The organism is Actinocatenispora thailandica (assembly GCF_016865425.1).
In the GTDB taxonomy this organism is placed as follows: Bacteria; Actinomycetota; Actinomycetes; order Mycobacteriales; family Micromonosporaceae; genus Actinocatenispora; species Actinocatenispora thailandica.
Genome location: NZ_AP023355.1, coordinates 1,295,086 through 1,313,323, shown reverse-complemented (window position 1 = coordinate 1,313,323; position 18,238 = coordinate 1,295,086). Strand labels below are relative to the sequence as shown.

Annotated in this window: 17 protein-coding genes, 1 pseudogene and 1 riboswitch; of the genes and pseudogenes, 7 read left to right on the top strand and 11 right to left on the bottom strand. The window is 73.1% G+C overall.

Features of this window, described 5'->3' with window-relative positions:
• Positions 1 to 53: 53 nt before the first annotated feature.
• From Athai_RS05825 to ndk, 5 genes are all read right to left on the bottom strand, one after another.
• Positions 54 to 875: an Fpg/Nei family DNA glycosylase gene (locus Athai_RS05825; protein ID WP_203960527.1), complete on the bottom strand. Its 822-nt coding sequence runs from the start codon at positions 873 to 875 to the stop codon at positions 54 to 56.
• 80 nt (positions 876 to 955) lie between these two features.
• Positions 956 to 1,843 (bottom strand): SDR family oxidoreductase, encoded by an 888-nt coding sequence (locus Athai_RS05820; protein ID WP_203960526.1) that lies wholly within the window; start codon positions 1,841 to 1,843, stop codon positions 956 to 958.
• A gap of 58 nt (positions 1,844 to 1,901) precedes the next feature.
• Positions 1,902 to 2,498 carry a TetR/AcrR family transcriptional regulator gene (locus Athai_RS05815; RefSeq protein WP_203960525.1) on the bottom strand — a complete coding sequence of 199 codons (597 nt, stop codon included), beginning with the start codon at positions 2,496 to 2,498 and terminating at the stop codon, positions 1,902 to 1,904.
• An 89-nt stretch (positions 2,499 to 2,587) separates the two neighbouring features.
• Entirely contained in the window at positions 2,588 to 3,073 is a 486-nt protein-coding gene (locus Athai_RS05810) for a pyridoxamine 5'-phosphate oxidase family protein (RefSeq protein ID WP_203960524.1), read from the bottom strand.
• 86 nt (positions 3,074 to 3,159) lie between these two features.
• Complete coding sequence (gene ndk, locus Athai_RS05805) at positions 3,160 to 3,582, bottom strand: nucleoside-diphosphate kinase (protein WP_420829822.1); 423 nt, start codon at positions 3,580 to 3,582, stop codon at positions 3,160 to 3,162.
• A 246-nt stretch (positions 3,583 to 3,828) separates the two neighbouring features.
• Between ndk and Athai_RS05800 the strand changes: the two genes are divergently transcribed.
• On the top strand, positions 3,829 to 5,043 hold the full coding sequence (locus tag Athai_RS05800; RefSeq protein ID WP_203960522.1) for an acyltransferase family protein: 1,215 nt from the start codon (positions 3,829 to 3,831) through the stop codon (positions 5,041 to 5,043).
• 62 nt (positions 5,044 to 5,105) lie between these two features.
• Positions 5,106 to 5,519: a DUF3224 domain-containing protein gene (locus Athai_RS05795; protein WP_203960521.1), complete on the top strand. Its 414-nt coding sequence runs from the start codon at positions 5,106 to 5,108 to the stop codon at positions 5,517 to 5,519.
• Positions 5,520 to 5,648: 129 nt separating this feature from the next.
• On the opposite strand, the gene Athai_RS05790 is transcribed toward Athai_RS05795, so the two are convergent.
• Entirely contained in the window at positions 5,649 to 8,606 is a 2,958-nt protein-coding gene (locus Athai_RS05790) for a glycine--tRNA ligase (protein ID WP_239156744.1), read from the bottom strand.
• A 216-nt stretch (positions 8,607 to 8,822) separates the two neighbouring features.
• Here Athai_RS05790 and Athai_RS05785 point away from each other — a divergent pair, with 216 nt between their 5' ends.
• The 3 genes and pseudogenes from Athai_RS05785 to Athai_RS35025 all read left to right on the top strand — a co-directional run bounded on the left by Athai_RS05785 (position 8,823) and on the right by Athai_RS35025 (position 11,260).
• A complete protein-coding gene (locus tag Athai_RS05785; protein WP_203960519.1) occupies positions 8,823 to 9,395 on the top strand; it encodes a snapalysin family zinc-dependent metalloprotease in 573 nt (190 codons plus the stop codon).
• A 70-nt stretch (positions 9,396 to 9,465) separates the two neighbouring features.
• Positions 9,466 to 9,942, top strand: coding sequence for a hypothetical protein (locus tag Athai_RS05780; RefSeq protein ID WP_203960518.1), 477 nt, complete (start codon positions 9,466 to 9,468; stop codon positions 9,940 to 9,942).
• A 92-nt stretch (positions 9,943 to 10,034) separates the two neighbouring features.
• A pseudogene (locus Athai_RS35025) lies at positions 10,035 to 11,260 on the top strand (serpin family protein).
• An 82-nt stretch (positions 11,261 to 11,342) separates the two neighbouring features.
• On the opposite strand, the gene thrS reads toward Athai_RS35025, so the two are convergent.
• Complete coding sequence (gene thrS / locus Athai_RS05765) at positions 11,343 to 12,593, bottom strand: threonine--tRNA ligase (protein WP_203960515.1); 1,251 nt, start codon at positions 12,591 to 12,593, stop codon at positions 11,343 to 11,345.
• Between the two features lie 267 nt (positions 12,594 to 12,860).
• Here thrS and Athai_RS05760 point away from each other — a divergent pair, with 267 nt between their 5' ends.
• Entirely contained in the window at positions 12,861 to 13,031 is a 171-nt protein-coding gene (locus Athai_RS05760; RefSeq protein WP_203960514.1) for a hypothetical protein, read from the top strand.
• A gap of 7 nt (positions 13,032 to 13,038) precedes the next feature.
• On the opposite strand, the gene Athai_RS05755 is transcribed toward Athai_RS05760, so the two are convergent.
• Together Athai_RS05755 and Athai_RS05750 are read right to left on the bottom strand one after the other, a co-directional pair.
• Positions 13,039 to 14,004, bottom strand: coding sequence for an FUSC family protein (locus tag Athai_RS05755; protein WP_203960513.1), 966 nt, complete (start codon positions 14,002 to 14,004; stop codon positions 13,039 to 13,041).
• Entirely contained in the window at positions 13,887 to 15,188 is a 1,302-nt protein-coding gene (locus Athai_RS05750) for an aromatic acid exporter family protein (RefSeq protein WP_203960512.1), read from the bottom strand. Before Athai_RS05750 ends, Athai_RS05755 begins: the two co-directional genes overlap by 118 nt.
• Positions 15,189 to 15,540: 352 nt before the next feature.
• Positions 15,541 to 15,699, top strand: a riboswitch (cyclic di-AMP (ydaO/yuaA leader).
• Between the two features lie 2 nt (positions 15,700 to 15,701).
• Between Athai_RS05750 and Athai_RS34705 the strand changes: the two genes are divergently transcribed.
• Positions 15,702 to 16,397 carry a LysM peptidoglycan-binding domain-containing protein gene (locus tag Athai_RS34705; RefSeq protein WP_203960511.1) on the top strand — a complete coding sequence of 232 codons (696 nt, stop codon included), beginning with the start codon at positions 15,702 to 15,704 and terminating at the stop codon, positions 16,395 to 16,397.
• A gap of 201 nt (positions 16,398 to 16,598) precedes the next feature.
• Here the strand turns inward: Athai_RS34705 and Athai_RS05740 are convergent, their stop codons facing one another.
• Positions 16,599 to 17,135, bottom strand: coding sequence for a DinB family protein (locus tag Athai_RS05740; RefSeq protein WP_203960510.1), 537 nt, complete (start codon positions 17,133 to 17,135; stop codon positions 16,599 to 16,601).
• A gap of 137 nt (positions 17,136 to 17,272) precedes the next feature.
• Complete coding sequence (locus Athai_RS05735) at positions 17,273 to 18,229, bottom strand: cytochrome c oxidase assembly protein (protein WP_239156743.1); 957 nt, start codon at positions 18,227 to 18,229, stop codon at positions 17,273 to 17,275.
• Between the last annotated feature and the right edge of the window lie 9 nt (positions 18,230 to 18,238).

Below are 18,238 nucleotides of genomic sequence, written 5' to 3'. Positions count from 1 at the left end.
CCCGGCGAGTGGCGCCGATCCGGAGTTCGGCGCGGACGCAGGGTGCGGCACCGTCATGCCGGTTGGCAGGTCGGGCACCAGAACAGGTTGCGAGCGGCCATCTCGGCGACCCGCACCTCGGTGCGGCAGGCGTGGCACGGCTGGCCGGCCCGGCGGTACACGTAGACCTCGCCGCCGTGCGCGTCGACCCGCGGCGGCCGGCCCATCGCCCGCGGTTCGTGTTCCGGGCGGACCGTGTCGATCCGGCCGGTGCGCACCCCGGCCCGCATCAGCGTGACCAGGTCCGGCCACAGCCGCGCCCAGGTGTCGGCGGACAGCTCGTGGCCCGGCCGGTACGGCGAGATGCGGTGCCGGAACAGGATCTCCGCGCGGTAGATGTTGCCCACCCCGGCCAGCACCGTCTGGTCCATCAGCAGCTGGCCGACGGCCACCCGGGACCGGGCGATCCGGCGGTACGCGGTGTCCGGGTCGGCGTCGGGTCGCAGCGGGTCGGCACCGAGCCGCGCGTACAGCGCCTTCTGGTCGGCCGGGGTGTGCAGCTCGCAGGCGTTGGGGCCGCGCAGATCCAGCCACCCGTCGGCGGTCTCCACCCGCAGCCGGACCGCCCCGGTCGGGGCCGGCGCGGCCCCGCTGCCGGTGAAGAACTTGCCGGCCAGCCCCAGGTGCACGTGCAGCCGCAGCAGCTCGCCACCGCCGGTGCGGTAGCGGTGGTAGAGATGCTTCCCGTACGCGTCGGTGCCGGTCAGGGTGGCCCCGTCGAGCCGAGCGGCGCCGGCCGCGAACCGGCCCTGCGGGCTGGACACCCGCAGGGCGCTGCCGCGCAGCAACCGCCGGTGCTCACGCGCCAGCCGATGAATCGTGTGCCCCTCCGGCACCGCGCCTCCCCCTCGCCCACCCGAAAGCCGCGGCAACTCTAGCGCGCACCGGCGGCGGCGCGGGCAGCCCGGGAACGCGGTCAGCGGCTGCCGGTGTCGGTGCCGGCGGCGAGGGCGGCGAAGTAGTCGACGAGGTGGCGCTGCCCGATGGGGGTGCCGACCATGTCCCGGCCGAGCGACTCGCAGAAGAACCGCAGGAACCCGGACGCGTTGCGGTTGATCGGGCGCAGCGCCGCGGACAGCGCCTCGACCGGCCAGTACGGCAGGTGCCACGGTCGCCGACGACGCCCGAGTACCCGCTGGGCCAGTTCGACGATCTCCGCGGCGGTGTAGGTGTCCGGCCCGCCGAAGCCGAACTCCTGGTCGACCAGCGCCGAGTCCCGGATCGACTCGGCGACCAGGTCCCCGATGTCTCGCGGGTGCACCGGGTTGATCCGGTACCGACCGTCGCCGAACACCATCCCGGCCCCGCGCGCGGCCAGCCGGAAGATCTCGGCCATGTCGTTGAACGCGCCGGTCGGCCGCAGCACCGTCCAGGTCAGCCCGCTGTCGACCAGCCGGTGGGTGAACTCCTCGCGCGGGCGCAGGATCGGCACCCGTTCGGCCAGTTCCGCGGCGTGCAGCACGCTGACGAACAGGAATCGGCCCACCCCGGCCTCGCGCGCCCGGGCGAGGATGTTCAGGTTCGCGCCGAGATCGACCTGCTCCGGCGTCGGTTTGCCGCGCAGCGTGCGCAACCCGACGGACGACACCACCACGTCGACGTCGTCGCAGAGCCCGGCCAGCGTCTCCGGCCGGGTCGCCGCACCCACGAACACCTCGTCGCAGGCCGGCCGGATCGGGTCGAGCCGGCGCGGGTCGCGGGCGAGAGCCCGCACCCGGAAGCCCGCGTCGTGCAGCGCGACGGCGATGTTGCGGCCGAGGTACCCGGTCGCTCCGGCGACCAGTACTCGGGCGTTGCGGTCCATCCCGGCTCCTTCGGTGAACGTGGCGATCAAGGCGGCGCAAGGCCGGCGAGCGGCGCGATCAGCGCGGCGCGAGGCCGGCGAGCAGCAGGTCGGTGGCGGTGCGCGCGGCCGGTTCGGCCGCGACGCCGGCGGGGTCGACGAGCCACTGCAGCAGGACCCCCTCGACCAGGCCGACGAGTACCGCCGGGGTCTGCTCGGGCACGTCGGGGCGCACCGCGCCCTCGGCGGCGGCGTCGTCGAGCAGCACCGCGACCAGCCGGCGGTACTCCGCGTAGATCCGGGCGAAGTCGACGGTGCCGGTGCCGGGGCCGCGGACCGCCCAGAAGTCGAACACGATGCGGGCCAGTTCCGGCTCGGCGGTCGCCCCGGTGACCATGGCGCGCACCAGTGCGTGCAGCCGGTCGAGCGCCGGGCCGTCCGCTTCGACGATGGCCCGGACGCCGTGCAGTGCCTCGTCGGCGAACCGCTCGAACGCGGCGGCCAGGATGTCGTCCCGGCTGGTGAAGTAGAGGTAGATGGTGCCCTTGGCGACCCGCGCCTGCCGGGCGACGTCCTCGATCTTGGTCGGGTGGTAGCCGTCGCGGGCGAACACCCGGATCGCCGCGTCCAGGATCTCGGCACGCTTCTCGTCCTTGTTCACGGGTCGCGGGCTCACCGTCGCCTCCTTGATGACTGACCAGCCAGTCATCAATATACCCACCACTACCCGGCCGCACCAGCGGCGGGTGGTGGTGGAGGTGTCGGTCAGCCCGCGCGGTGTTCGGTGACGACCGGACCGCCGGGCCGCCAGCGCCGGACCACCATGCCCTCGTCGCCACCGAACCGCACCGTGGCGGCATGCTCGACGTCGAGCGCGAACAGGTGGTAGTCCCCGGTCGGGTGCCAGCCGATCCGCGCCTCGATCGCCGCACAGTACCGCTCGCGCGGGTCCGGGTCGGTCACCTCGACGGCCCGCCCGTCCAGCTTGATGTCGCCGCCGGCGTTGTCCTTGTCCGCCGGCAGGCTGTGCACCGTCAGGCGCGGGTCGCGGCGCAGGTCCAGTGCCTTGCGCGAGCGCCACATCATGCCGAGCATCAGGTCACCGGCGGCGAAGTCGACCTCGCACGGGCTGATCCGCGGTGCCCCGTCGGACCGGATCGTGCCGAGCAGCACCAACTGGTCGGCGGCGAACCGGTGCCGCGCCGCCGCGGCGAGCTCCGGGCACCGTACCGAGAATTCCTGCCATCGCATGCCACCGACGCTAGGCCGGCGGCCTGACAGGTGATGTCAGGTTCGCCGGGCCGATCCCGGACCCGCCGGTGCCGACCCGGCGGGCGTCAGAGCTTCGGGAACCAGAGGGCGATCTCGCGCTCGGCCGAGGCGGTCGAGTCCGAGGCGTGGATCAGGTTCTCCCGGTTGGACAGGCCGAAGTCGCCGCGGATCGTGCCCGGAGCCGCCTGCCGCGCGTCGGTCGCGCCGGACAGGGCGCGAACCACCGCGATCGCCTCGTCGCCGGACACCACGAGCGCGAGCAGCGGGCCGGAGGTCATGAACTCCTTCAGCGGCGGGTAGAACGGCTTCGCCACGTGCTCGGCGTAGTGCGCGTCCGCCAGCGCCGCGTCCATGGTGCGCAGCTCGGCGGCGTCGATCCGCAGCCCCTTGCGCTCCAGCCGGCCGAGAACCTCACCGGTCAGGCCGCGCCGGACGGCGTCCGGCTTGATCAGTACGAGCGTGCGCTCGGACACGGATCCTCCCCACAGGATGTGACGGTGCGGCGGTCGCCACACCCGGGGCGGACACGGTGCGTTCCCGCTGCCCCCGGGGCGAGCCTAACGAACGGTCGGCACCGGCCAGGCAAGGCCCGGGTGACCAGGTACTTTTCCGGACAAACCGCTGTGAAAAACCCCACGCACCTACCGACCTGCCGGCACATCGGCGCTGGTCAGCGGCACCATGACCGGACCGCGTTCAGTTTCCTTTCAGGTCTATTGGGTACCAACTACGCAATGAGCTCCAGCACTACTACCAGCGACCGTACCGGCACCGACAGCACACCTGCCGGCGCGACCACCGGCGCCGCGATCCAGGCCAGCGGCGCCGCCGCGGCCCGGGCGACCGGCGGCTTCGGCCAGCGGCGCCGCTACCACGAGGTCGACCTGCTCCGGCTGGTCGCCGCGCTGGGGGTGCTCGGGTTCCACTTCCTGTTCCGGGCCAGCACCACCGATCCGGTGTTCTCGCACACCGGGTTCCACGACCCCGGCGGCATCTTCCACTACGGCAACCTCGGCGTCCCGCTGTTCTTCGTGATCAGCGGCTTCGTCATCCTCAACAGCGCCTGGAACCGCACCCCGATCCGCTACCTGTCGTCCCGGATCGGCCGGCTCTACCCGGCGTTCTGGACCGCCTGCACGTTCACCGCGCTGATCATGGCGTTCGACCCGACCGGCCGGTTCAGCGTCTCGTTCGGCCAGTGGCTGCAGAACCTGTCGATGGCCTCCGAGGCGTACGGCGTGGACTACGTCGACGGCGTGTACTGGACGCTCACCATCGAGCTGGCCTTCTACCTGATCATCCTCGCGTTCGTGCGGATCGGGATCACCACCAACCGGGTCATCGCGTTCGGCCTCGGCTGGCTCGCCATCTCGATGTTCGCCCTGCACCACCCCGCGCCGGACTGGCTGAACCTGATCCTGGTGCCCGCCTGGGCGCCGTACTTCGTCGCCGGCATGTTCTTCGCGCTGGTCGCCCGGGACGGCTGGCGCGCCAAGTACGTGCCGCCGCTGCTCGTCGCCTACGCCGGGTGCGGCCGCTACGCGATCCACTACTTCCACGCCCAGACCGACTACTACCACGTGCTGTTCAGCCCCTGGGTGGTGGCCGCGGTGATCACCGCGATCTTCGGGATCTTCGCCGCCATCGTGTCCGGCGTGCGGGTGCCCGGTGCGGCGAAGGTGGCCTGGCTCGCCGGACTGACCTACCCGCTCTACCTGATCCACGAGAACGTCGGCTTCATCTCGCTGGACTTCCTGCACCACGAGCTGGGCCTCAACCGGTACCTGGTGCTCGGCGTCACCATCGCCGGCGTCTGTGGCATCGCGTGGGCGCTGCACGTCCTGGTGGAGAACCGGTTCTCCCGGCCGCTCGCGGAGCTGATCACCCGGATCTGGCTGCGCATCCGCGGCGCCGTGCTGGCCCGGGTACCGGCGCTGTCCGAACGGTGACGCCGCCGGCGCCCGGTGGCCGGCCGGGCTCCGATGTCGGACCCGGCGGCTAGGGTCGCCGCATGCATGCAGCAGGGACCTTCACCGTCGCCGCGTTCGACCCGACCGACCTGACCCCGACGCCGGCCATCGGGACCGGCCTCGCGGTCGGCGTCTCCACCATGACCAAGCAGTTCACCGGGGAGGTCAGCGGGCGGTCGGCGACGCTGTTCACCGCCGCGTTCGATCAGGCCCGCGGCGTGGGCACCTATCTCGCGATGGAGTCGTTCGAGGGCACGCTGGGCGATCGCGCGGGCACGGTCAACTTCGCGCATTCGGCCACCACGCTCGGCGACGGCGGCCGGGCCGGCGACTACTTCGTCATCGTGCCCGGCAGCGGCACCGGTGACCTGGCCGGCATCACCGGTTCCGGCGGCATCGCCATCGACGCCGACGGCACCCACCGGATCTGGTTCGACTACGAGCTGCCCGGCTGACCCGCACTGGTCCGTGCGCGCGGGCCGGCCGCACCGTCCCACACTCGCGCGGGCCGGCCGCACCGTCCCACACTCGCGCGGGGCGGCGGCTTCGTGCTCCGGCCGGGTGGCGGCCGGAGCACGGATCCGCTACAGCGCCGACCAGTCCAGGATCGGGGCGGCCAGGTCGCGGATGGTGGCGAGCAGGCCGAGCCGGGCGGCGCGCAGCTCGGGTTCCTTCGCCATCACCAGCACGTCGTCGAAGAACGTGTTGATCGGCCCGGTCAGCGCGGCGGCAACCGGGACGAACCCGGCCAGGCCGGGGTCGGCCGGCAGCGCCTCGGTCACCTCGGCGGTCGCCTCGGCCAGCGCGATCTCGGCCGGCTCGACCAGCGCCGCGGCGTCGAAGCCGGCGGCGGTGTCGGCCGGCACGATCCGGCGGACCCGGCCGAGCGCCTGGGCGAGCGCCTCGAACCCCTCGTCCCCGGCGAGCTTGCCCAGTTCGGCGAGCGTCGCGTCGGCGTGCGCCGGCGCGTCGGCCAGCGGCAGCACCGCGTCGACGTGCCGGTGGTCGTGCCCGGCGTCGGCGAGCTGCTGCGCGTACCGCTTGACCAGGAAGTCGTGCAGCTCGGCCAGCACCTCGTCGGTCACCTCGACCGGGGCGTGCGCCGCGGCGGCACGCAGCCCGGCGGTCAGCGTGATCGCCGCCAGCTGTGGGAACGCCCGCAGGATCGACACCACCCCGACCGCGGCCCGGCGCAGCCCGAACGGGTCGGAGCTGCCGGTGGCCTTCTCCCCCACCGCGGACAGCCCGGTCAGCAGGTCGAGCCGGTCGGCCAGCGCCAGCACCGCCCCACTCACCGTGCTCGGCAGCGCGCTCGACCCCCGGGGCAGCTCCATCTCGTACAGGGCGGCGGCGACGGTGTCGGGTTCACCGGCCCGCCGCGCGTACTCCCGGGCCATCGTGCCGGCCAGGCTGGACAGTTCGATGACCATGCTGGAGGCCAGGTCGAACTTGGCCAGCTCGCCGGCCCGCCGCACCGTCGCCGCGGTCCCACCGGTCAGCCCGGCCAGGTCCGCCAGGTCGGCCGCGGTGGCGGCGATCCGCTCGGCCCGGTCGGCCATCGAGCCGAGCTTGTCGGCGAAGGTGAGCTTGTCCAGCCCGCCCTTCAGGTCGGCCGGCGCGACGGCGAGGTCGGCCCGCCAGAAGAACGCGGCGTCCTCGTACCGGGCGCGCAGCACGGCCTCGTTGCCGGCCCGGACCGCGTCGACGTCGATCGGCCCGTTCGCGACCGCGACGAAGTGCGGCAGCAGGGTCCCGTCGGCCGCGCGCACCGGCAGGTAGCGCTGGTGCTTGCGCATCACCGTGGTCAGGATCTCCGGCGGCAGGTCGAGGTACTTGGCGTCGAAGTGGCCGAGAAGCGGGTTCGGCTCCTCGACCAGGTTGGTCACCTCGTCGATCAGCGCCGCCTCACCCTCGACGTCGATGCTGCCGCCGACCTCGGCGGCGAGTTGCTGGGCGCGCCGGACGATCCGCTCCCGCCGGTCGGCCGCGGCGAGCACGATCCCGTGCCCGGCCAGCGTGTCCACATAGGACTGCGCCGAGGGTACGTCGATCACCGGCGTCGGCGCGGTGCGGCGGATCCGAGTGGTCCGGCCGGCGGACAGCGACGAGACGGTCACCGGGATCGGGGTCTCGCCGTAGAGCGCGGTCAGCCACCGCACCGGCCGGGCGAACGACAGGCCCTCGTCGCGCCAGCGCATGTTCTTGTCCGCGCGCAGCTCCGCCACCACGGAGCCGAACAGCTCGGACAGCACCTCGGCGGCCGGCCGGCCGGTGTCGGTGACGGTCACGCCGACGTGCTCGACGCCGTTGACGTCGATGCGCTCCAACGCGGACACGTCGACGCCGCGGCCGCGGGCGAACCCGGCCGCGGCCTTCGTCGGGTTGCCGTCGGCGTCGAACGCCGCCGCCACCTTCGGCCCGCGCATGGTGCGCCGCGCGTCCGGCTCGGTGTCGGCGACCGCCTCGACCAGTACCGCCAGCCGCCGCGGGGTGCCCTCGACCCGGATCTCGCCGTGCGCCAGCCGGGTCGCGGCGAGCTTGTCGGTGACCGCCGCGCGCACCGCCTCGACCTGCTGGGTCACCTCGTGCGGCGGCAGCTCCTCGACGCCGATCTCGAACAGCACGGTGGCCGGGCCGGAGACGGTCGGCAGCTCGCCGCGGACCGCCGGGGCGGGCGGCGCCGCGACACCCAGCGGGTACCCGAGTTCCTCGCGCCGCTCCGCCCACAGCGCCGAGACCTCGCGGGCCAGGCCGCGCATCCGGGCGAACGCGCGGGCCCGCTCGGTGGTGGAGATGGCACCGCGCGAGTCGAGCACGTTGAAGGTGTGCGAGCACTTCAGCACGTAGTTGTGCGCCGGCACCGGCAGCCGGGCGTCCAGCATCCGCCGGGCCTCGGTCGCGTACGCCTCGAACAGCTCCTGGTTGGTCGCCACGTCGGCGTCGTCCAGGTAGTAGCGCGACATCTCGTACTCGGACTGGCCGAAGACCTCGCCGTAGGAGATGCCGTCGGAGTAGGCGATGTCCTTGAAGTGGCCGACGTTCTGCAGTGCCATCAGGATGCGCTCGATGCCGTAGGTGATCTCCACCGAGACCGGCTCGACCGGCTTGCCGCCGGCCTGCTGGAAGTAGGTGAACTGGGTGATCTCCAGCCCGTCCAGCCAGACCTCCCAGCCCAGCCCCCAGGCGCCGAGCGCCGGCGCGGCCCAGTTGTCCTCCACGAACCGCACGTCGTGCGCCCGGACGTCGATGCCCAGCGCCTCCAGCGAGCCGAGGTAGACCTCGACCGGGTCGCCCGGGTCCGGCTTGAGGATCACCTGGAACTGGGTGTGCGTCTGCAGCCGGTTCGGGTTCTCGCCGTACCGCGAGTCGTCCGGCCGCACCGACGGCTCCACGTACGCCACGTGCCACGGCTCGGGACCCAGCACCCGCAGGATCGTCGCCGGGTTCATCGTCCCGGCACCGACCTCGGTGTTGAACGGCTGCATGATCATGCAACCGCGGTCGGTCCAGTACCGCTGCAAGGCCAACAGGGCGTCCTGCATCGTCAACACGAGATCTGTCCCACCTGAATCGGGTCCGTCGAGTCCCGCCGATTCTATGGGCCGAGCCGGCACGCGCCGGCCGCGGGCGGGTGCGCAGCGTGGGCACCAGGGCGTACCGCGCGGGCGCGATCACGCCTAATGACGCATTTACCCTTTTCATCGATCAATCGGCGCAATAACGTTCTGTCCGGATTATTCATTACGAAAGGAGTCGCCATGCTGCGACGACGTCTCGTACCGCTGCTGGCCGCGGCGCTGTTCGCCCTGGTCGGCGCGCCGATCGCGACGGCACCCCAGGCCGCCGCCGCGGTCTCGCCGCACGCCGTCACCACCGTGTACTACGACGCCAGCCAGGCGCCCGATCTCGCCGACAACATCACCGAGGCGGTACAGATCTGGAACGACAGCGTGCAGAACGTCCGGCTGGTGGCCGGCGGCCCGGCCGACGTCACCATCAGCGAGGGGTACGGGGGCGGCTCGTACACGATCCCGGAGGGGCTCGGCGCCGGCGAGGTGTACCTCGACCTGCAACAGGCGCAGGAGTACAACCCGACCCGCATCGTGGCGCACGAACTCGGCCACATCTACGGCCTGCCGGACAACTACGACGGTGACTGCTCGATCCTGATGAGCGGGCACAGCGCCGGGACCGGCTGCCAGACCACGCACCCGAGTGCCGGGGAGGCAGCGCAGGTCGACGCGAACTTCGCCGGCGGGTTCCGCGCCGCGCGGCTGCCGGCCGTCTACCAGGGCTGCTTCGACCGCAGCCCGGCCCGGCAGCGGGCCTGACCGGACCCGGCCAGCTGGCGCGGCTTCTCGGACCTACCGGGCGTTTGGTGCCGGCTCCTACCCTGCCAGCATGATCCACACACCCTCCCGGGTCCGGCGCCGGGTGCTCGGTCTCGCGGTCGTCACGGCGCTGTCCGGCGCGACGCTGCTCGGCGCCACCGGCTGCGACCCGAGCACGGCCGGCGACTGCTACAGCCTCGGCAGCACCGACACGATCACCCTGGCCCGCGGCTCGCACGGCGGCTCGCACGGTGGATCGCACCACGTCAGCGGCGGCGACGAGGGCGGTTCGGGGTCCGGCTACCACGACTACGGCGACGACGACGGATCCGGCTCGGGGTCGGGTTCCCGCTACCGCGGCGGCTACCACCACAGCACCCGGCACGGGTCGTCCTGCCCACCGTCGCCGAGCCCGTCCGCCGACTCGCCGAGCGGCGGCGGGCTGGGCAGCGACCCGAACGGCGATGCCGGCACCGGAACCGGCCTGGACGGCAACGGTCCGACCGCCGGCAGCACCGACGGCGGCGGGCTCGACCCGCTCAACTGAGACCGCCGGCACGACACGGCCGCCGGGGCGCCACGGCACGGTTCCGCTCAGCTGGTAAGGAACCGGCACCGGTCTCGGCGCGTCCAAGACGCATGCACGCCACCCGGATCCTGCGCTGCACGCTGGTCGTCCTGCTGCTCGGCGGTACCGCGGCCGGCGCCGGCCGGCAGAACGTCGCGGCACCGCTGACCATCGGTACCGCCCGTGCGGTCGACGCGACCGGCGCACCGGGCACCGCCGCGCTGGCGGCCGCGGACACCCGCTTCGGGCTCGCCGTCCTCGCCGCGCAGCCCACCGGTCGCACCGTGGTGCTGTCGCCGGAGAGCACCGCGACCGGCCTCGGCATGGCCTACCAGGGCGCGCGCGGGCAGACCGCGGCGGCGATGGCCCGGGTGCTGCGGCTGCCGGCCACCGGCGACCCGCTGCTGGCCGGCCTGCGACGCCGCACCGACACACTGCGCGGCACGCCCGGGCTCCGGATCTCCGACACGGTCTGGGCCGACCGGCGGGAGCGGACCCGACGTGACTACCTGGACCGGCTCGCCACCGCTACCGCGCCGGGGTACGCCGGGTACCGCTGGGTGCCGACCCGGCGACCAGCGCCACATCGATCAACGAGACGGTGTCGGCGCAGACCGGCGGGCGGATCCCGGCCATCGTGTCCGCCGACCAGCTGGCCGGCACCGGCTGGGTGCTGACCGATGCGATGGCGCTGGACGCCCGGTGGGAGCACCCGTTCCAGGCCGACGACACCCGCTCCGGCTCGTTCCGTACCCCCGCCGGCCCGGTGCGCGCCGACTTCCTGCACGGCGAGGGCCGGTACCGGTACGCCGCGGCGGACGGCTGGCAGGCGGTGGCGTTGCCGTACCGGGGCGGGCGGCTGGAGATGCTCGCACTGGTCCCGGACGGCGACCGGGGCGTGCCGACCGCGGCGACGCTGGCCGCGCTGACCAGCGGGCTGCACGACACCCGACTCGGGCTGGCCCTGCCGAAGGTGGAGCTGTCCTGGTCGGCGGACCTGACCGGCACGCTGTCCACGCTCGGCATGGGCATCGCGTTCGGCGGCGGCGCGGACTTCACCGGCATCTCGCCGGACGCGGCGAGGTTGGCGTTCGTCGCCCACCGCGCGACCCTCGCGGTCGCCGAGAAGGGCACCCGGGCCGCGGCAGCGACCGCGGTCGGGGTCACCGTCACCAGCATCAGGGTGCCGCTGCGGCAGCTGCGCTTCGACCACCCGTACCTGATGCTGATCCGGGACCGCCACAGCGGCGAGCCGGTACTGTTCGCCCGGGTCACCGACCCCACCGGCGGCGGCTGAGCGGCCCCGGCAGCACGACGGCCCGGCAGCACACCGGTCCCGGCAGCACGATGGTGCCGGGCATGCTGCCGGGACCTGCGAATCAGTCCCGGGCGTCGAGGTGCGCGCGCAACTCGGCGACCAGCTCGCCGGTGCCGAGCAGCCGGCGGGCACCGTCCCTGGTACGCACGGTCGCCGCGTCGGCCGCCACCTCCCGGGCGCCGAGGACCGCCTGGTAGGGCACCCGGCGCTGGCGGGCCCGCGCCACTCGGGCACCGAGGCTGTCCTGCGGGTCGGCCAGCTCGGCCCGGATACCGTTGTCCCGCAGGACATCGAGCAGCCGCTCGGCGGCCGGCAGGTGGTCGGCGGCGACCGGCAGCACCGCCACCTGCACCGGGGACAGCCAGGTCGGCAGCGCGCCGTCGTGCCGCTCCAGCAGGTAGGCGACCAGCCGTTCCATCGCGCCGACGGTGCCACGGTGGATCATCACCGGCCGGTGCCGGCGACCGTCGTGCCCCACGTACCGCAGGTCGAACCGCTCCGGCTGGTTGAAGTCGAGCTGCACGGTCGCGAGACTCTCCTCCCGACCCGACGCATCCGCGACCTGCACGTCGATCTTCGGACCGTAGAACGCCGCCTCACCAGGTGCGTCCTGATAGGACAGTCCGAGCCGGTCCAGCGCGTCCGCCAGTTGTTCCTCCGCGGCCGACCAGAGCGCGTCGTCGCCGAGGTAGCCACCGCCGGATCCGCGGCGGGACAGCCGGTAGCCGGCGACCTCGACACCGAGCCTGCCATGCACCCGCTGGATCGCCCGCAACGCCAGCACGATCTCGTCGGCGACCTGGTCCGGCGCGCAGAACACGTGGATGTCGTCCAGGTTGATCTGCCGCACCCGGGACAGCCCGGACAGCACGCCGGACAGCTCGCTGCGAAACATCGACGCCAGTTCGCTCAGCCGCAGCGGCAGGTCGCGCACGCTGCGCTGGCGCGACGCGTACACCAGGGCATGATGCGGGCAGTTCGCCGGCCGCAGCACCAGTTCCTCGCCGCCGACGCGCATCGGCGGGAACATGTCCTCGGCGAACTTCGCCCAGTGCCCGGATCGCTCGTACAGCTCGCGCTTCGCCAGCACCGGGGTGTACACCCGGCGGCAGCCGTCGGCCGCGGCGGACTCGGCGGCGAGCTTCTCCAGCTCGTACCGGATGATCGCGCCGTCCGGCAGCCACAGCGGCAGGCCGGAGCCCACCAGCGGGTCGGTCGCGAACAGATCGAGTTCCCGGCCGAGCCGCCGGTGGTCGGGGCTCCCGCCGGCTTCGGCGTCGGCGGCAGCGGGTGCGCAGGATTCGATGGACATCGGGGTTCCCTTCCACCCGGGGCCACCCCGCACCGACACGACGACGGCCCCGGGGCTCGCCCGGGGCCGTGGTCGTTGGCTGAGATCAGCTCAGCATCGAGGGCGCCGGGTCACCGGCGTCGTCGTCTGCTGAGCGAAGTACATGCCGGCACCTTACCTCGCCGCACGGCGGACCGCTACCGGCATCGTGCAGCGGCCTCTTAACCGACGGCCGGCAGCCGCACAGCGAACCCCTAGTGGATTGGGGCAGCGTCGGGCGCCAGCGGCATGATGAACACCGGGTTCGGGGTCGCGGGCATCCTGTCCCCGGCCGCGTTCGGCTTCGTCGAGCAACTGACCGGCAGCTGGCAGATCCCGTTCGTGGCCTCGGTGGTGCTGCTCGCGGCCGCCGCCGTGGTCGCGTTCCGGATGAACCCCCGCCCCGTCACCGGTGGCTGACCGGCGGTCAGTGCGAGCCGTCCGCGATGCGGGCGCCGAGCGGGCGGGCCAGCGCGAGGACAGCCTGGTCCAGCTGGGTGAGGTGGTTCACCGCGCGGCGGGTCCGCTCGTCCAGGCCCGCGGGGGCGTCCCGGCCGATGGCGGCGGCCGGCGTCTCGTCCCGCGCCAACGGCTCCGGGTGCGGTTCGTCCCGCAGTACGGCACGCAGCCGGCGTAGGTTGGCGGCGACCCGGCCGCCCACGGCGGCCAGCGTCCGGTCGGCCGGCAGCGCGGCGACCTCGGCGTTGGCGGCGATGCCCCGGGCATGGTGGGCGCACCGGGTGAGTACCCGGACCAGGTGCCGGGTGTCGCTGCGCCGGGCCCGGCGCGGGCTGATCCGGTGCAGCAGCGGCTCGGCGCTGGTCTGTACCGCGTCGAGGTCGGCATCCACGTCCCGGGAGGCGTCGATCAGGTCGACCAGCTCACCATCGGCCAGCAGCCCCACGGTGGACGTCACGAACCCGGCGAGCCGTTCGAGCAGGCCGTCCACCGAGTCGCGCAGCAGGCTCTTGGTACTGGTGGGCAACACCACCAACGCGGCGAGCGCGCCGGCCGCCGCGCCCGCTGCGGTCTCCTCCAGCCGCAGCACCAGAAGCCCCGGCGTGAACGTACCGAGCAGGCTGTAGAGCAGGCCGAGCATCACGGTGATGAAGAACGTCATCGCGCTGTACGAGATCGCCACCAGGTAGAAGCCGGCGAAGATGCAGACGAACAGCAGCCCCACCACCAGCGGCAGGTCACCGGCCACCAGCAGCGCCACGACCGTACCGGTGACGATGCCGACCAGGGTGCCGACGACCCGGCGGAACCCCTTCATCAGCGTCTGGCCGGCCGAGGTGGTGCCGGCGAACACCACGAACGCGGCGATGACCGCCCAGTACCACCGCTGCGGGGACAGCAGCTCACCGGCGAGGATGGCGAGTCCGCAGCCCACCGTGGCCTGCACCGCCTGCCGGGTGGACGGCAGCATCCGACCGACCAGGCCGCGTACCGGCGGGGCGGCCGGGCCGCGGTCGGTGCGCTCCGGCACGTCCTCGTCGTCGTCCACCGGCGGGCCGACGACCGGCCGGTGATTCGCCGTGCGGGTGACCGCCGCGCCGACCTCGGCGATCGCCCACAGCAGACCGCGCGCCGCGGGACCGGCGCCGGCGGTTCGCTGCTCGCGGTCGCAGACCCAGTCCGGTACCCGGAACTCCCCGAACCGCCGCGCTGCCGGTCGATCCGGATCAGTTCGATGAGCGTCGCCAGCCGGTCCCGTGCGACGGCCCGGTCGGCGTCGCCGGGGCGGTCGGCCGCGGTCATGGCCCGGCGCGCCTCGTGCGCCAGCGACTCCGCGGCGAGTTCCGCGCCGAGGACCCGGCGCTGGTGCAGCGCCGCGTCGTCCGGGGCGAGCGGGGTGTCCAGCTCGGCCTCGACCATCAGCGCGCTCTCGTGCATCCGGTCCACCCGGCGCCGCAGCCGGTCCAGCCGGCTCGGCGTGGCGCCGTCGGCGAGCAGGTCCGCGACGCTGTCGAGTACCTGCGCCAGCCGTGCCTGGAAGCCGCGCCGGACCCGCCGGAAGGTGCGCGCCGAACGCGGCGGCAGCACGACGATCCGGATCAGCCCGGCGCAGACCAGCCCGATCGCGATCGCGAGCAGCAGCATCGGCAGTGCGGCCGGCGAGGCGCCGACGAACGAGGCGAAGAAGAACATCATGAACGCCGGGAAGCCCAGCGGGAACCCGTAGTCGGGGATCCGGCGGATGTACACCGCGACGAAGATGACCGCGAGGAAGACCAGATCCGAGACCACCCGGTGCCCGCCGAGCAGCGCGGACAGCGTCAGCGCGCCCGCCGCCGGCACGATGGTGAGGCCGATCACCGCGGCCTGCCGGCGCACCGTGCGCTGCACCGGTCCGGACGAGGTGACCATCGCGATGCTCGCGCCGAGCAGCACGCCGGTGATCGCGAAGCCGGCGAGGCCGAGTACCAGCACCGCGAGGGCGACGCTGACCAGCACGCCCAGCGCGAGCCGCAGCCTGGCCAGGCCGGGGTCGGAGGCGACGAGCCGGTCGTACCCGCTGGCGATCAGATCGGCCCACCGGCGGCGCAGTGCGAGTGAGGATCCGGCGGCCGACATGGTTCCATTCTTGCCGAACTACCAGATCGGGACCGATCCGCCGTGGCCGGAAGTGAAGGCGGTCATGGTCCGCTCACGAGCACCGTCGATACTGCGCATCGCGCGCGCGCCATCACGCAGTGTCGCGTTTTCGAACGGCCGCGCGGTGTGTTCTGGCTTCGTACAGCAAACGCACGGTTACGCGGTGCGATTCGTCCGGTCCCGGGTGGTGTCGCACCGACTGGACGTGGCCCTCTTCACGATCCCCCCGCCGGACTTTGCGTCCGCGGACCCGGGGCACCTACGGTCAGCCGGTCCGCCGTCGCGGGCAACCACGGCCGGTACGCCGAGTCCATGCCGCCGGCACCGTGGTTCCACGTACTTGCCAGGCATGGAGCGGGGGACCCAGGTTCCTCGGCACCGCGCGGGTCTCCGCGGCCGGTGCCTCGGGGTGAAGCCGCAGCACGCGGCCGGGCCAGTACCCCTCGGCCCGAACCCGACAGCTCACCTCGTAGGCGTCGAGGGAGACAACCCATGGCGAAGCACCGTGCCCTTTCCCCCCGGGCCAGGCTGGGTCGCAAGATCGCCGTCACGGCGGTCGCGGCCGGCGCCGTCACCGCGGTACCGCTGTTCGGCCTGACCGAGACCGCGAGCGCGTCCGGCACCAACTGGGATGCGATCGCGCAGTGCGAGTCCGGCGGCAACTGGGCCATCAACACCGGCAACGGCTACTACGGCGGCCTGCAGTTCTCCCAGAGCACCTGGGACGCCAACGGCGGCGGCCAGTACGCGACACGCGCCGACCAGGCCAGCCGTACCCAGCAGATCGCCGTCGCCGAGCGCGTCAAGGCCAGCCAGGGCATCGGCGCCTGGCCGGTGTGCGGCGCGCACGCGGGCGATGCCGGCAACTACACCGGCAGCAACACCAACGGCTCCGGCGGTGGCTCCTCGACCGGCGGCTCCTCGACCGGCGGCTCCTCGACCGACGGGTCGTCCTCCGGCGGCTCCGCCTCCGGTGGGTCGTCCTCCGGCGGGTCGTCGCAGCTGCCGGCCACCCACGCGCAGAAGAAGGGCCCGAAGTACACCGTCAAGCACGGTGACACGCTGTCGGCCATCGCCGCCAAGCACAAGGTCAAGGGCGGCTGGCAGGAGCTGTACGCCAACAACGGCAAGACGCTCAAGGGCAACCCGAACCTGATCTTCCCCGGCCAGGTCCTGGTACTGGCCTAGTGCTCTCCCGGTGTGCCGGGTCCACCCCCCCCGGCCCGGCGCACCAGCTCCGAAGGAGGTGCGGCGCGTCATCCCCCCGACGCGCGGCACCGGTACGGTGCGGTCCCGCCCGTACCACCGTGGGTCGCGACTCCCCCGCCGCGATCCGCACCGATTCGGCCGGCCATGGTCCGTTCCGGGCGATGGCCGGCCGTCGGTCGCTCAGCCCCAGCCGGTACCGGGCTGCTGCTTGGCCCCGTGGCCGACCGCACCGTCGATCGACTCCCGGACCACGTCGGCGTGCCCGGCATGCCGGGCCAGCTCCTCGATCGAGTGCAGCACCAGCCAGCGCACCGTGTACGCGGTGTCGTTGGGGAGCCACTGCCGGACGTTCGCGGGGATGTCCACGACCCGGTCCAGGTCCGTCTCGGCCAGCAGCACCTGCTCGGTGCGCCGGCCCACCTCGTCCCATTCGGCGAACAGCGCCGGCACCGTGTCTGCGTCGGTCAGCTGCCAACCGGCCTGCCACTTCGCCACCGGATCGGCGGCTTCCGGCGCACCGGCGACCCGGTTGATCATCGTCCGCTCGCCGTCGATGCAGTGCTTGACCAGTACCGCGAGGCTCAGCGCGCTGGCCGACGGCGCCGACCGGGCCTGCTTCTCGTCCAGCCCGGCCACCGCCTGCCGGAACGCCTCGCGCTGGCCGGTGAGAAACCGGACCAGCAGTTCCTGCTCGGACGCCATCTCGTCATGACTCATGGAGCGAGTCTGACCCCGAACGAGGACAACCTCCGTCCGCAACGACCCACCACAACGGGTTGATCATGGCGTGGTCCGGCGCGGAACGCCCTCCCCACCGGACAACGCCATGATCGACAGCGTCGGCGTGGGGGCGGTCAGGTCTGCCGGTTGAGGCGGGCCAGGTAGGCGTTGTACGCGGCGAGCGCGGCGTCGCCGTCCCGGTCCGCGGCGCGGTCGTCCCGGCGGGCCCGCCGCTCGTCGTCGGAGATCCACTGCGCGAACAGCGCGATCACCACCAGCAGCGTGGGCGCCTCGCTGAACGCCCACGCGATGCCGCCACCGGTGTGCTGGTCGGACAGCGCGTTGATGCCCCAGAACAGCGGCGGGTGCGCGAACGTCGTCGTGATCAGCGTCGCCGACTGCATCACCGCGATACCGAAGAACGCGTGGAACGGCATCGCCAGGAACAGCTCGATCATCCGGAAGATGTGCGGCGGGCGGTGCGGCGCCGGGTCGGCACCCATCACCGGCCAGAAGAAGATCCAGCCGACCAGCAGGAAGTGCACCAGCATCCAGTGGTGGCCGAGCCAGCTGCCCATCGCCAGGTCGAACAGCGGGGTGAAGTACAGCCCGTACAGGCTGGCGATGAACAGCGGCAGGGTGAACACCGGCGAGGTCAGCACCCGCGCAACCCGGGACCGCAGCACCGCGACGATGACCTCGCGCGGGCCGGTCCTGCCGCGCCCGGCCGGCCGGATCGCCCGCAATGCCAGCGTGATCGGCGCCGCCAGCAGCAGCAGGATAGGCGAGAACATGCTCAGCACCATGTGCTGGATCATGTGCACCGAGAACAGCGCCATCCCGTAGCTGCCCAGCCCGGTGCAGGTGACGAACAGGATGGAGACGACACCCGACAGCCAGGCCACCGTCCGCAACACCGGCCAGCGGATGCCGCGCCGGCGCAGCCGCAACACGCCGGCCAGGTACAGCCCGGCGGCGGCGAGGCAGCAGAGCAGGAAGAACCAGTCGATCGACGGCCCGAGCAGCCGGCCCAGGGTGGGGGCCAGCACCGGCCCCATGTGACCCATTCCCGGCACGACCCACCCCTGCACGCGTCGGCT